This window comes from Amycolatopsis viridis (assembly GCF_011758765.1).
Taxonomy (GTDB): domain Bacteria; phylum Actinomycetota; class Actinomycetes; order Mycobacteriales; family Pseudonocardiaceae; genus Amycolatopsis_E; species Amycolatopsis_E viridis.
Genome location: NZ_JAANOU010000001.1, coordinates 1,920,802 through 1,934,328 on the forward strand (window position 1 = coordinate 1,920,802; position 13,527 = coordinate 1,934,328).

Annotated in this window: 11 protein-coding genes; 5 read left to right on the top strand and 6 right to left on the bottom strand. The window is 72.0% G+C overall.

The genetic code is table 11. The annotated features are described in order from the left end of the window. Positions 1-334: 334 nt before the first annotated feature. The 5 genes from FHX46_RS09480 to edd form a co-directional block, all read right to left on the bottom strand. Complete coding sequence (locus tag FHX46_RS09480) at positions 335-1,426, bottom strand: pyridoxal phosphate-dependent aminotransferase (protein ID WP_243871253.1); 1,092 nt, start codon at positions 1,424-1,426, stop codon at positions 335-337. Continuing rightward, the gene (locus FHX46_RS09485) at positions 1,383-2,867 is read right to left on the bottom strand and encodes an aminotransferase-like domain-containing protein (protein WP_167112510.1); all 1,485 of its coding nucleotides are present in this window, start codon (positions 2,865-2,867) and stop codon (positions 1,383-1,385) included. The genes FHX46_RS09480 and FHX46_RS09485 overlap by 44 nt, the downstream gene beginning before the upstream one ends. Positions 2,868-2,877: 10 nt before the next feature. Next, the gene (locus FHX46_RS09490) at positions 2,878-4,314 is read right to left on the bottom strand and encodes a lipase maturation factor family protein (protein ID WP_167112512.1); all 1,437 of its coding nucleotides are present in this window, start codon (positions 4,312-4,314) and stop codon (positions 2,878-2,880) included. Between the two features lie 100 nt (positions 4,315-4,414). Then, positions 4,415-5,038 (bottom strand): bifunctional 4-hydroxy-2-oxoglutarate aldolase/2-dehydro-3-deoxy-phosphogluconate aldolase, encoded by a 624-nt coding sequence (gene eda, locus FHX46_RS09495; protein ID WP_167112514.1) that lies wholly within the window; start codon positions 5,036-5,038, stop codon positions 4,415-4,417. An 8-nt stretch (positions 5,039-5,046) separates the two neighbouring features. After that, positions 5,047-6,915 (bottom strand): phosphogluconate dehydratase, encoded by a 1,869-nt coding sequence (gene edd, locus FHX46_RS09500; RefSeq protein WP_167112516.1) that lies wholly within the window; start codon positions 6,913-6,915, stop codon positions 5,047-5,049. A gap of 225 nt (positions 6,916-7,140) precedes the next feature. On the opposite strand from edd, the gene FHX46_RS09505 reads away from it, so the two are divergent. Genes FHX46_RS09505 through FHX46_RS09520 form a run of 4 tightly spaced genes read left to right on the top strand, consistent with a single transcriptional unit; the run spans position 7,141 to position 10,960 of the window. Beyond that, positions 7,141-7,431 (top strand): hypothetical protein, encoded by a 291-nt coding sequence (locus FHX46_RS09505; RefSeq protein ID WP_167106401.1) that lies wholly within the window; start codon positions 7,141-7,143, stop codon positions 7,429-7,431. Further along, on the top strand, positions 7,428-8,237 hold the full coding sequence (locus tag FHX46_RS09510) for a hypothetical protein (protein ID WP_167112518.1): 810 nt from the start codon (positions 7,428-7,430) through the stop codon (positions 8,235-8,237). The genes FHX46_RS09505 and FHX46_RS09510 overlap by 4 nt, the downstream gene beginning before the upstream one ends. Positions 8,238-8,294: 57 nt before the next feature. Further along, complete coding sequence (locus tag FHX46_RS09515; RefSeq protein ID WP_167112519.1) at positions 8,295-10,208, top strand: fumarate reductase/succinate dehydrogenase flavoprotein subunit; 1,914 nt, start codon at positions 8,295-8,297, stop codon at positions 10,206-10,208. Next, complete coding sequence (locus FHX46_RS09520) at positions 10,205-10,960, top strand: succinate dehydrogenase/fumarate reductase iron-sulfur subunit (protein WP_167112522.1); 756 nt, start codon at positions 10,205-10,207, stop codon at positions 10,958-10,960. Before FHX46_RS09515 ends, FHX46_RS09520 begins: the two co-directional genes overlap by 4 nt. Positions 10,961-10,967: 7 nt before the next feature. Here FHX46_RS09520 and FHX46_RS09525 read toward each other — a convergent pair whose 3' ends face one another. Beyond that, entirely contained in the window at positions 10,968-12,131 is a 1,164-nt protein-coding gene (locus FHX46_RS09525) for an ROK family transcriptional regulator (protein WP_167112524.1), read from the bottom strand. Positions 12,132-12,206: 75 nt separating this feature from the next. Here FHX46_RS09525 and FHX46_RS09530 point away from each other — a divergent pair, with 75 nt between their 5' ends. Next, positions 12,207-13,526, top strand: coding sequence for an ABC transporter substrate-binding protein (locus FHX46_RS09530; RefSeq protein WP_167112525.1), 1,320 nt, complete (start codon positions 12,207-12,209; stop codon positions 13,524-13,526). The last annotated feature ends 1 nt before the right edge of the window (position 13,527 follow it).

Sequence of the window (13,527 nt, forward strand, 5' to 3'; positions counted from 1 at the left end):
CGGTGGGCTTCTTCACGTCCGCGTCGAAGGCAGGCGGACGGCTACCGCGAAAGGGGCCGCGTAGCCGAGCGATCCGCCGGCCAGGGATGGATCGCGATGGTCCCGGAGAAATGATCGTGGCTCAGAGCGGATGGCGGACCGGCTCACCGCCGAGCCACGGCACGCGCCGAGGCAGGACCGGCGACTCGGAGCAGCACGTCTCGGCCGTCGGCGGGTACGCCCGATCCGTGCAAGAGCGCATCTCGCGACCACACCAGCCGACGACCTCAACTACCCACCGCTGGGACTGTCATCCACTGGCGGTTTCCGGCCGAGTCCTCGGTTACGTGGGGCCTCACGAGTCCGATGAGGCCCGTAGCGCGGCGCCGATCAGCTCGAGCCCCTCGCGCAGCCGGTCGATCGGCTCGTGGGCGAAGCCGAGCCGGAAGGTGCCGGCTTCGTCGCCGAACCACTCGCCCCGCGCGACCGACACCCCGGACTCGCCCAGGCGCTCGTAGAAGTCCGCCACACGCACCCGCGCGCCGAGCCGCAGGCAGCAGAACGCGCCCGCGTCCGGCCGGATCCACGTCACCCGGCCGTCCTGCCGTGAGATCCACTCTGCGACCACCTCGAGCGCCGCCGTCATCCGCGCCCGCTTGCCGGCCAGCACCTCGTCCGCCCGGCGCAGCAGCTCCAGCGCGAGGAACTCGTCCAGCGTGCCGCACGCCACCGCACTCGTGAACTTCGCCCGGCGCAGCTCCTCGTACCACTCGGGGTCGCGCACCGTCAGCCACCCGATCCGCAGCCCGGGCGCGCCGTGCGCCTTCGAGAACGACCCGCACGTCATCACCTTGGGCGACAACGACGCGAACGACGGTGTCGCGGTGTACGCCGCTTCACGGTAGTTCTCGTCGATCAGCAGCATCGCCTCCGGGCACACCGACGCCATCACCGACAGCGCCGCGTCGATCTCGTCCCGGGTGAACGCCACCCCCGCCGGGTTCTGCGGCGTCGCCAGCATCACCAGCCGCGTCCGCGGCGACAGCGCATCCCGCAGCGCGGCCACGTCCAGCCGGTATCCGTCGTCGAACCGCAGCTGCACCGTCCGCACCCGTTCGGCGAGCCCCTGCGCCAGCCCCAGCATCGGCGGGTACCCCGGCTGCACCACCACGACCTCGCCCGCGGCGATCAACCCGGTGAGGAACAGGGCCGTGCCCGCACCCGTCGTGACCAGCACCTCGTCCGCGGACACCCCGAGCCGCTCGCCCAGCAGCTTCCGCAGCTCCACCTGCCCGGCGGACGTGCCGTAGCCCAGCGGGAAGTCCGCCAGCCGGCCGGCGTCGACGAGGTCGGCGACCGTCAGGTCACCGCAGGTGCTCTCGGCGAGGTCGTAGCGGGGGCTGTCATCCAGCAGGCTGGTCATCGCGCTGGGCGGGAAACGTCGCATGTCTGTCACCCTGACACTCCGGACCGGCACCGGCCAGTGCCAATGGGGCCGCATTGGCACCCGGGTAGGCGTCCCACGCCCGCCGCAGCCGCCGTACCGCTTCGGTCGACGTCTCCTCCGGGAGGGTGAACGGCACCCTGATGTGCTCACCGCTGGACTCGTGCGCGGCCAGCGAACTGCCTTCCAGCAACGCGACCCCGTACCGCAGCGCGAACTGGGCGAAGCGCCGCGAGTCCACCCCCGGCAGCCGGATCCACAGCGTCTGGCCGCCCGCCGGGGTGCGGAACTCCCACGACGGCACCGCCGAGCGCAGGTCCCGCACCACCTGGTCGCGCCGGTCCCGCAGCTCACGCTGCCGCTGTTCGGCCAGCTCGCCGAGCCGCGCGAACAGCGCGACCCCGATCGCCTGCGCGACGACGTCGGTGCCGAGGTCGGCGACCGCCTTGAGCCGCGCCAGGTCCGCCGCCGTCCGCGCGTCGGCGCGGACCCACCCGATCCGCACGCCGCCCCAGATCAGCTTGCTCAGCGACCCCACGCTGATCACCTCGTCGCCGTGGCGGGCGAGCGGCGCGGGCGGCGGGCCGTCGAGCGCGAGATCGGCGAGCACGTGGTCGTCCACCAGCGGCACCCCGTGCGCGGCACACAGCGCCACCACCCGCCGTGCCGCGGCGGACGGCAGCACCGAGCCGGTCGGGTTCTGGAACGCCGGCACCAGGTACACCAGCCTGGCCCCGGCCACCAGCTCCGCCAGCGCCGGGACCGACACGCCATCGGCGGTCAGCGGCACCCCGAGGATGCGCGCCCCGGTCCCGCGGAACGCGTCGATCGCACCCGGATAGGTCAGCTCCTCGACCACCACCGTGTCGCCGGGTCGCACGAACAACCGGGCCAGCAGCGAAATCCCCTGCTGCGCGCCCGAGGTCACCACGATCTGGCCGGGTTCGGTCGGCAGCCCCCGCGCCGCGTAGTAGTCCGCGATCGCCTGCCGCAGCGCCGGGATCCCGGACGGGTGGTAGCCGATCCCGAAGTCACCGGCCGTGCCGACGGCCTCCGCGACCAGATCCGGGAAGCCCGCGGGCTGGGGTGGCGCGGCGCAGGTGAGGTCGATCAGGTCCGGCACCGGGTCGAGCAGGTGCAGGAACATCGGGTTGAACTGGCTGACCACGCCGCGGCCGGGCCGGGGCGGGCGCCGCACGAACGTCCCGCTGCCGCGCCGCCGTTCGACGAGCCCGTGGTCGCGTAGCACGTCGTAGGCGGCGACCGCGGTGTTGCGGCTGATCGCCAGCTCGGCCGCCAGTGCCCGTTCGGTCGGCAGCCGCCCGTCCGCCGGGATCTCGCCGCGCTCGATCAGCGCCTCCAGCCGCGCGGCCAGCTTCTGGTAGAGCGCCTCCCGCCCGCTCGACCACCGCCCGAGCAGCTCCGCGAGCCGGCCAGCGTGCATGTCGTCCTCCTCATTCGACGGCGACCACCGCGCCGTCCGCTCCCAGGCGGGTGGTCGGCAGCACCGGGCCGCGGGCTTCGCGCACCCACCACGCTCCAGTCTCCCGGCGCTCCCGTGGGGTGGTGAAGCGGTACCGGTAGAGATTCGCCCGCACGTAGGTCGGACGTCCGCCGTGGAACGGGTCGTGCCGCAGCAGCTTCAGCGTCTCCGGGTCGGCGGCCAGCAGCTTCTCCGCCAGGCCCGGCAGCCACGACTGGGCGTACCGGGTGGACAGCGCGGCGAACCACATCAGCCAGTCCAGCCGCAGGTGGTACGGCGCGAACTGGGGTGGGCGGCGCCGCGGGTCCCCGGGTTTGCCCTTGAACTCGTACTCGCGCCACACCGTGTCCTCGTCGGGCCGGGGATCGTCGGTGGCCTCGATGACGATTTCGTGCCGCACCTTGGTGACGGTGCCGAACGCGCCGTAGGTGTTGACCAGGTGCAGCTGGTCGAAGCTGGTGTTCATGACCTGCCGCCGCGACACCAGGTTCCGGGCCGGCCGGTAGCTGAGCACGACGACCAGCACGGTCAGCCCGATCAGGAGACCGCGGTGCCACACCGGTGATCCGGGCAGCGGTGGGGCCTGCACCGGGAAGATGTCCACAACGGACACCGCGAGGGTGATCGTGAGGAAGTTCAGCCACGCGAAGTTGCCGCTGGCGACCAGCCACAGCTGGGTCGCGATGATCAGCAGCGCGGCTGCACTCGCGGCCGGCTGCGGCGCGAACAACGCGAACGGCACGACGAGCTGGGTGCCGTGGCTGGCCGCGGCCTCCACCTTGTGCAGTGGTCGGGGCAGGTGGTGGAAGTACCAGCTCAGCGGGCCGGGCATGGGCTGGGTTTCGTGGTGGTAGCAGAGGCAGGTCAGGTCGCGCCAGCACGCGTCGCCGCGCATCTTGATCAACCCGGCGCCGAACTCGAGCCGGAACAGCACCCAGCGCAGCAGCCACAGCACGAGCACCGGTGGTGCGGTGTCCGCCGGGCCGAGGAAGATCGCCAGGAACCCGGTTTCGAGCAGCAGTGATTCCCACCCGAAGGAGTACCACAGCTGCCCGACGTTGACGATCGACTGGTACAGCACCCACGGCACCGTCCACGCGAGCATCGCGGCCCACACCGGCAGGTGGTCGGACAACCCGAGGACGAGCGCCGAGGACACCACGACGCCGGACCACGCGACGGTCGCGAACAGACGGTCGGAGTAGCGCCAGTGGAACAGGCTGGGCGCGCGGCGGAACGGCACGCGCCGCACGAAGTCCGGGACCGGCAGCAGGCCACGCTCGCCGAGCAGCGGCTTGAACTGCAACGCCGCGGCGAGGAACGCGACCAGGTACATCGCCGCGAGCAGGCGCTGGAACACCAGCCGGGCCGCCCAGTAGCCCGGATCGGTGAACCACTCCCACGTCACGGCGATCTCCCCGGTCGCGACCTGCCGCGGGGCGGGTACCCGGACGGCCCGGCCCCCAATCGGGGAGCCGGGCCGTCCGCGGCAACGTGGGCCCGCTGGGTCAGCGCAGTGCCGCGGCCTCGCGCGCCAGCTGCTCGATCCGGCCGAAGTCACCCGCTGTGACGGCGTCCGCCGGCGTCAGCCAGGACCCGCCGACACAGCCCACTGTGGACAGTGCCAGGTACTTCGGTGCGTTCTCCGGGGAGATCCCGCCGGTGGGGCAGAACCGCAGCCCCGGCAGCGGCCCGGCCAGTGCCTTGAGGTACGCCACGCCGCCACTGGCCTCGGCGGGGAAGAACTTCAGCGCGGTGATCCCGTGCTCGGCGGCCCGCATCGCCTCGGACACCGTGCTCACGCCCGGCAGGAACGGCAGCCCGGTGCTGGACACGGCTTCCAGCAGCCGGTCCGTGCAGCCCGGTGTGACCAGGAACGCCGAGCCCGCGTCCGCCGCCTGCCTGGCCTGTTCGGGGGTCACCACGGTGCCCGCACCGACCACGATGTCCGGCACCTCGGTGGCCACCCGCTCGATCGCGGCGAGCCCGGCCGGCGTGCGCAGCGTCAGCTCGATCGCCCGGATCCCGCCCGCGACCAGCGCTTTCGCCAGCGGCACCGCGTCCGCCGCGTCGTCCACCACGACGACCGGCAGCACCGCGGACAGCTCGAGCACGTCATGACCTGTCTTCACGTCTCTCCTCACACTCGCGCCGGCGCACCGAAGTGCGCCGGGGTCATCGGCCCGAAGACGCCGGCGCCCTGGTCGGCCGGCCCGACCGCGCGCCGCAGCGCGGTGAACAGCTCGCGCCCGGTGCCGACCCAGGCTGCCTCGTCCGGCGGTGCGTCCCGCACCGGCCGCGCGGCCAGCTCGGCCTCGTCAACCAGCACGTCGAGCCGCCCGGCGCCGGCGTCGACCACCACCAGGTCGCCGTCGGCGACCCGGGCCAGCGGACCGCCGGCGGCGGCTTCCGGGGTCACCTGGATCGCGGCCGGGATCTTGCCGGACGCACCGGACATCCGGCCGTCGGTGACCAGGGCCACCCGGTGCCCGCGGTCCATCAGCACGCCGAGCGCCGGCGTGAGGCCGTGCAGCTCCGGCATGCCGTTGGCCTGCGGTCCCTGGTTGCGGATCACCACCACGACATCCCGGTCCAGCTCACCGGCCCGGAACGCCTCGGTGAACCCGTCCTGGGTGGTGAAGACCCGGGCGGGCGCGCGCACCACGCGGTGCTCCGGGGCGACCGCGGACACCTTGATCACCGCACGGCCGAGGCTGCCGGAGAGCATCCGCAGCCCGCCGTCGGGTGCGAACGGGTTGTCCACCGGCCGCAGCACGTCCTCGTCCAGGCTGCGGGCCGGCACCTCGCGCCACCGCAGCGAACCGCCGTCCAGCACCGGTTCCGAGCGGTACCGCCACAACCCGTCCCCGGCGACCGTCCGGACGTCGGGGTGCAGCAGCCCGGCGTCGAGCAGCGTGCCGACCAGGACCTGCACGCCGCCGGCCGCGTGGAAGTGGTTGATGTCCGCGTTGCCGTTGGGGTAGACGCTGGCGAGCAGCGGCACCACCGCGGACAGGTCGGCGAAGTCGTCCCAGGTCAGCTGGATCCCCGCGGCTGCCGCGATCGCGACCAGGTGCATGGTGTGGTTGGTGGAGCCGCCGGTGGCCAGCAGCGCCACCACGCCGTTGACCACCGAGCGCTCGCTGACCACCTCCGCCAGCGGCGTGTACTCGTCGGCCCGGGACAGGGCGACCACGCGGCGCGCGGCTTCCTCGGTCAGCGCCTTGCGCAGCGGTGTGCCGGGGTGCACGAAGCTCGCGCCGGGCAGGTGCAGGCCCATCACCTCGACGACCAGCTGGTTGGAGTTCGCGGTGCCGTAGAACGTGCAGGTGCCCGCCGAGTGGTAGGACGCGGACTCGGCCGCCAGCAGCTCCTCGCGGGTGGCGCGGCCCTCGGCGTGCAGCTGCCGCACGCGGGCCTTCTCCTTGTTGGGCAGGCCGGAGGTCATCGGACCGGCCGGCACCAGGATCGCCGGCAGGTGGCCGAAGGCCAGCGCGCCGATCAGCAGGCCGGGCACGATCTTGTCGCACACGCCGAGCAGCAGCGTGCCGTCGAACATCTCGTGGGACAGGGCGATGCCGGTGGCCATCGCGATGACCTCGCGGCTGAACAGGGACAGCTCCATTCCGGCGCGCCCCTGGGTGATGCCGTCGCACATGGCGGGCACGCCGCCGGCGAACTGGGCGACCCCGCCGGCCTCGCGCGCGGCGTCCTTGATCCACGCGGGGAACTCGTCCAGCGGCTGGTGCGCGGACAGCAGGTCGTTGTAGGCGGACACGATCGCGATGCCGGGCTTGCGCAGCCCGCGCAGTGCGATGCGGTCGGCTCCGCCGCAGGCGGCGAATCCGTGGGCGAGGTTGCTGCAGGCGAGGCCGGCGCGGGCGGGTCCTTCGGCGCGGGCGGCGGCCATGCGTGCGAGGTAGGCGCTGCGGGTGTCGGCACTGCGCGCGGCGATGCGCCGGGTGACTTCCTCGACGACGGGGTGGACGGGTGTTCGGGCTTCGGGCACGGGAGAACCACCTGGAACTCGTCGGCTGGTCCGGCTGACGACTTCGCTGGCGTCGCACGGTCGTGGCAGTGGCCACAGTAGCTGGCGGACGTGCCTGGACAAAATCGATTAAGAAGATCGTTTCAGGTGACCGTCGTCACATGCCCGATCTAGGGTGTGTTACTTGTCACATTGCATACCGGGCGGCAGAGTCGCTACTAGCCGCCGAACCAACCGGAGGTAGTCATGACCACCACCGAACTCGCCGAACTGCGCCGGACGATCGGCCAGCTCAAGCAGTGCGTCGGCGCCCTGCGGTCGCGCTACGGCGACGCCTCCGCGGTCCGCCGGCTGGCCAACGACATCGAGCGGCTGGACATCGACGCGAGCGACCTGGAGCAGCCCGGCGTGCCGGCCCAGCCCCGGCCGCTCGACCCGTCGGCCGTCGTGAAGATCCCCGACGGCCCGTACGACCCGGCCCTGTGGCAGGGGGCCGACGACGAAGGGGTCGGCGGATACCACCGTGACCAGCGGTGAGCGCGCCCGCCACCGGCGACACCACTGCGGGGCGCGCCCGGATCAGCGCACGCACCCTGCGCACCGATCGGTGGTGGGTCCCCCCGCTGTTCACCACGATGGGCCTGGCCGCGTTCGTGATCTACGCGGGCATCCGGTCCTTCGTGCGCACCGCGTACTACGTGCCGGAATACCACTACCTGACGCCGTTCTACTCGCCGTGCCTGAGTGACTCGTGCGTGCCGGGGTCGTCCCACTTCGGCACGCCGATCGGCGCGCTGCCGGGCTGGATCCCGCTGGCGTTCCTGTCGCTGCCGTTCCTGCTCGGCTTCCGGCTGACCTGCTACTACTACCGCAAGGCGTACTACCGGTCGGTGTGGTTCTCCCCGCCGGCGTGCGCCGTCGCCGAACCGCACGGCCGCTACACCGGGGAGACGCGGCTGCCGCTGATCCTGCAGAACGCGCACCGCTACTTCTTCTACGCCGCCTTCCTCATCTCGATCATCAACACCTACGACGCGGTCATCGCCTTCCACGGCCGCACCGGCGGGTTCGGCTTCGGGCTGGGCAACCTGGTCCTGGCCGGCAACGTGATCATGCTCTGGGCCTACACCCTGTCCTGCCACTCGTGCCGGCACGTGGTCGGCGGGCGGCTCAAACACTTCTCCCGGCACCCGGTGCGGTACTGGCTGTGGACCCAGGTCACCCGGCTCAACAACCGGCACATGCTGCTGGCCTGGATCACCCTCGGGACGCTCGTCGTCACCGACCTCTACGTGATGCTCGTGGCGAGCGGCGCGTTCCCCGATCCGCGGTTCGTGGACTGACCGGCACGACACGGACGACACAGACGACAAGGACCCGAAAGACCAGGTGGGCAGGCCATGGCGGAAGTCGAGCGGCACAGCTACGACGTGGTGGTGATCGGCGCCGGCGGCGCCGGTCTGCGCGCGGTGATCGAGGCGCGGCAGCGCGGGCTGTCGGTGGCGGTGGTGTGCAAGTCGCTGTTCGGCAAGGCGCACACGGTCATGGCCGAGGGCGGGTGCGCCGCGGCGATGGGCAACGCGAACGAGCGGGACAGCTGGCAGGTGCACTTCCGGGACACCATGCGCGGCGGCAAGTTCCTCAACAACTGGCGGATGGCCGAGCTGCACGCGAAGGAGGCGCCGGACCGGGTCTGGGAGCTGGAGACCTACGGCGCGCTGTTCGACCGCACCCCGGACGGGCGGATCAGCCAGCGCAACTTCGGCGGCCACACCTATCCGCGGCTGGCGCACGTCGGCGACCGCACCGGGCTCGAGCTGATCCGCACCATGCAGCAGAAGATCGTCTCGTTGCAGCAGGAGGACCTGCGGGAGTTCGGTGACTACGAGGCCAAGCTGAAGGTCTTCGCCGAGTGCACGATCACCGAGCTGCTCAAGGACGGCGACCGGATCGCCGGGGCGTTCGGGTACTGGCGGGAAAGCGGCCGGTTCATCCTGTTCGAGACGCCGGCGGTGGTGCTCGCGACCGGCGGCATCGGCAAGTCGTTCAAGGTCACCTCGAACTCGTGGGAGTACACCGGTGACGGGCACGCGCTCGCGCTGCGCGCGGGGGCCGATCTGATCAACATGGAGTTCGTCCAGTTCCACCCGACCGGCATGGTGTGGCCGCCGAGCGTCAAGGGCATCCTGGTCACCGAGGGGGTGCGCGGGGACGGCGGCGTGCTGAAGAACTCCGACGGCAAGCGGTTCATGTTCGACTACGTGCCGGACGTGTTCAAGGGCCAGTACGCCGACTCCGAGGACGAGGCCGACCGCTGGTACACCGACCAGGAGAACAACCGCCGCACACCGGACCTGCTGCCGCGCGACGAGGTGGCGCGGGCGATCAACTCGGAGGTCAAGGCCGGGCGCGGCTCCCCGCACGGAGGCGTGTTCCTGGACATCGCCAGCCGGATGAGCGCGGAGGAGATCCGCCGCCGGCTGCCGTCGATGTACCACCAGTTCAAGGAACTGGCCGATGTGGACATCACCGCCGAGGCGATGGAGGTCGGCCCGACCTGCCACTACGTGATGGGTGGCATCGAGGTCGACCCGGACACCGCGGCCTCCAGCGTGCGCGGGCTGTTCGCCGCGGGGGAGTGCTCCGGTGGGATGCACGGGTCGAACCGGCTGGGCGGCAACTCGTTGTCCGATCTGCTGGTGTTCGGCCGGCGGGCGGGTCTCGGCGCCGCGTCCTACGTGGAGGGTCTGGAATCCCGCCCGTCGGTGCGGGAGTCCGATGTGGACCAGGCGGCCCGCACCGCGCTGGTGCCCTTCGACCCGCCCGCGGAAGGGGTCGAGGAGAACCCCTACACGCTGCACAGCGAACTGCAGCAGTCGATGAACGACCTGGTCGGCATCATCCGCAAGTCCGAGGAGATCGAGCGGGCGCTGGCGAAGCTGGACGAGATCAAGAAGCGGATCCGCAACGTCACCGTCGAGGGGCACCGGCAGTTCAACCCGGGCTGGCACCTGGCGGTGGACCTGCGCAACATGCTGCTGGTGAGCGAATGCGTGGCGCGCGCGGCGCTGATGCGCACCGAGAGCCGTGGCGGGCACACCCGGGACGACTACCCCCAGATGGACTCCCGCTGGCGCAACACGCTGCTGGTGTGCAGCGCCTCCGGGGACGATCCGCTGGCCCTGCACGTCACCGTCACACCGAAGGACCAGCAGCCGATGCGGCCCGACCTGCTGGAGCTGTTCGAGCTGAGCGAGCTGGAGAAGTACTACACCGAAGACGAGCTGACCGGGCACCCGGGGAGGCAGTCGTGAGCTACAAGGCGTCGTTCCGGGTCTGGCGCGGTGACGCGTCCGGCGGCGGGCTGCAGGACTTCACCGTCGAGGTCAACGAGGGCGAGGTCGTGCTCGACATCATCCACCGGCTGCAGGCCACGCAGTGCTCCGACCTGGCGGTGCGGTGGAACTGCAAGGCGGGCAAGTGCGGCTCGTGCTCCGCGGAGATCAACGGGCGGCCCCGGCTGCTGTGCATGACGCGGATGTCGGTGTTCGCCGAGGACGAGGTCGTCACCGTCACGCCGATGCGGACGTTCCCGGTGATCCGCGATCTGGTCACCGACGTGTCGTTCAACTACACCAAGGCGCGCGAGATCCCCGCGTTCACGCCGCCGCCGGGCCTGAAGCCGGGCGAGTACCGGATGAAGCAGGCCGACGTGGAACGGTCGCAGGAGTTCCGCAAGTGCATCGAGTGCTACCTGTGCCAGAACACCTGCCACGTCATCCGCGACCACGAGGAGAACAAGGAGCACTTCGCCGGGCCGCGGTACCTGATGCGGATCGCCGAGCTGGAGATGCACCCGCTCGACGTGGCCGACCGCCGCCCGGCCGCGCAGGCCGAGCACGGGCTGGGCTACTGCAACATCACCAAGTGCTGCACGGAGGTCTGCCCGGAGAACATCCACATCACCGACAACGCGCTGATCCCGATGAAGGAGCGCGTGGCGGACCGCCGGTACGACCCGGTGGTGTGGCTGGGCAGCAAGATCTTCCGGCGGAAGGCGGAGTAGCGGGCCGTCACGGGGACACCATCGCGTCCACGGTCTCCGGCGCGAGCATCTCGTCCGCGACGATCCCCGCGACGCCGGTGAGCGTGGTGTTCACGCCGACCGCGCACGGCCCGATGTCAAGGCTGTCCAGCGAGCTGGTGTGCGCGTGGGACAGCACCACCTCGCGCAGGCCCGCCAGGAACGGCGGCAGCACCCCGATCGCGCCGCCGACCCGCACGTACCTCGGGTTGACGATGGTCACCACGGTCGCCAGGACGGTCCCCACCAGCCGCCCGGCCTCCCGCGTCACCCGGACCGCCTCGGCCTCACCCGCGCGGACCCGGCGCAGCACGTCGCCGGAGGTGCGCACCCCGGTCGGGCGCAGCGTGCGGATGACCGCCTGCCCGCTGGCGATCGCCGACACGCAGCCCCGTCGCCCGCAGTCGCACCGCAGCTCGGACCCCTCGATGCGGATGTGCCCCACCTCGCCGGCGCACCCGGTCTCCCCGCGGTGCACCCGCCCGGAGATCACCATCCCGGCGCCGATACCGGTGCCGACCTTCACCCCGACCAGCGCGGCCCGGGGCCGGTTCATCTCGCAGTACGCGCCGAACGCCAGCGCGTTCGCGTCGTTGTCCAGGAACACCGGCACCGACAGCGTGTCCGCGAAGGGGTCGCGCAGCCGAACGCCGCGCCAGTCCGGCATCGACGGCGGGGCGATCGTGGTGCCCGCCTCGTAGTCGATCTGCCCGGGCACGCTCAGCCCGACGGCGCACAGGCTGTCCGCGCGGCCCGACCCGGCGAGCAGTTCGCGGCCGGCCGACAGCAGGAACGACAGGGTGTCCTCCGGCCGGTGCCCGGCCGGCAGCGCGCGGTGGGTCTGCCCGAACACCGTGCCGCGCAGGTCGGCAACCGCGATCGTGGCGTGCCGCTGGCCGATGTCGGCCACCAGCGCGGTGCGGCCCACGTCGTTGGCCGCCAGTACCTCGGCCGGACGGCCGCCGCTGGACGCGCGGTGGCCCTCCTGCCGGAGCAGTCCCAGTCGCTGCAGCACATCGAGGCGCTCGACCAGTGTTGCGCGGGACAGGCCGATCCGGTCCTGCAGTTGCTGCCGCGTCAGCGGTCCCTCGCTGCGCAGGATCGCGAGGATGTGGCCCGCCGAGGTGGGCGTGCCGGTGCGTGCCGGGGGCATGTTGACAGGATCTCCCGCGAGGACTTATGTTCAGCGCCCAGACAGAAGTGTAGACGACGACAGGGGTGGAACTGAATGCGCGCGGCCCGCCCGATCGGCAGCGGCCCCACCCGTCGTACCGTCCTGCGGGGGCTCTTCCTGGCCGGCGCCGCCTCGATGGCGGCCGGCTGCGTCGGCTTCGCGACGACGGGCGGCGGCGGGATGGTCTTCCTGTCCACGCAGTTCCGCCCGGTCGCCGAGGCCGAGCGTTTCCGCGGGTTCCTGACGCGGACGTTCCCGGGCGCGGTCAGCTACGTCACCATCGAGGAAGGCCCGTTCGCCAGCCAGGTGCAGAGCCAGGTCGGCGCCGGCCGCACCCAGGTCGGTCTGCTCGGCGGCTCGCACAGCGACCTCGCGCCGCTCGCCGGGACGTACCTGGAGGACGTCTCCGGAGTGCCCGCAGGCCACGGCTACCCGGCGGAGTACCTGGCGCTCGCCAAGGCCGGTACCGCCCAGTCCTGGTACGTCCCGTGGGCGCAGGCCAGCTTCGTGCTCGCCGCGCACGAGGACGCCCTGCAGCACCTGCCCTCCGGCGCGGACCCGGACACGCTGACCTACGACCAGTTCCTGGACTGGGCCATCGCCGCCCGCCGGGCCAACGGCAACCGGCCGATGCTCGGCCTGCCGTGCGGCCCGAAGGGGCTCATCCACCGCTTCCTGCAGGGCTACCTGCTGCCCTCGTTCACCGGCGGCCAGATCACCACCTTCCGCTCGCCGGAGGCGGTCACCGCCTGGCGGTACCTCAAGGAGCTGTGGGCCAACACCAGCCCGTCCAGCACCACCTACGACTTCATGCAGGAGCCGCTGCAGTCCGGTGCGGTGCGCATCGGCTGGGACCACGTCGCGCGCCTGGTGTCCGCGCCGGGCACCGAGCCGCAGCGGTGGCGCATGCTGCCCGCGCCGCGCGGTCCGCACGGCCTCGGCTACATGGCCGTCGTGCTCGGCCTCGCCATCCCGAAGGGCAGCACCGACCGCCGCCAGGCCGAGCAGGTGATCGCCGCGCTGTCCACCCCGCAGGCGCAGGTCGAGCTGCTGCGGTCGAACGGGTTCTTCCCCGTGGTCGATGCGCCGATCCCGGACGACCTGCCGCCCGCCCTGCAGCTGGAGGCCGGTGCGGTGCAGCGCCAGCGGGACGCGCCGGGCGCGATCCTGTCGCTGCTGCCGGTCGGCCTGGGCACCCGCGAGGGCGAGGTCACCAAGGCGTTCAAGGACTCCTTCCGGGCGATCGTCCTGGAGGGTGCCGACATCCGGTCCACACTGGACAACCAGGCGAGGGTGCTGCAGAAGGTGTTCGACGACCTGAAGGTGCCGTGCTGGGCGCCCGACCCACCGGCACAGCGTTGCGAGGTGGCCTGAC

Coding starts and splice junctions, on each gene's coding strand:
- FHX46_RS09480 (WP_243871253.1), bottom strand. CDS start 1,426: ATGCGACGTTTCCCGCCCAGCGCGATGACCAGCCTGCTGGATGACAGC.
- FHX46_RS09485 (WP_167112510.1), bottom strand. CDS start 2,867: ATGCACGCTGGCCGGCTCGCGGAGCTGCTCGGGCGGTGGTCGAGCGGG.
- FHX46_RS09505 (WP_167106401.1), top strand. CDS start 7,141: ATGACCACCACCGAACTCGCCGAACTGCGCCGGACGATCGGCCAGCTC.
- FHX46_RS09515 (WP_167112519.1), top strand. CDS start 8,295: ATGGCGGAAGTCGAGCGGCACAGCTACGACGTGGTGGTGATCGGCGCC.
- FHX46_RS09525 (WP_167112524.1), bottom strand. CDS start 12,131: ATGCCCCCGGCACGCACCGGCACGCCCACCTCGGCGGGCCACATCCTC.
- FHX46_RS09530 (WP_167112525.1), top strand. CDS start 12,207: ATGCGCGCGGCCCGCCCGATCGGCAGCGGCCCCACCCGTCGTACCGTC.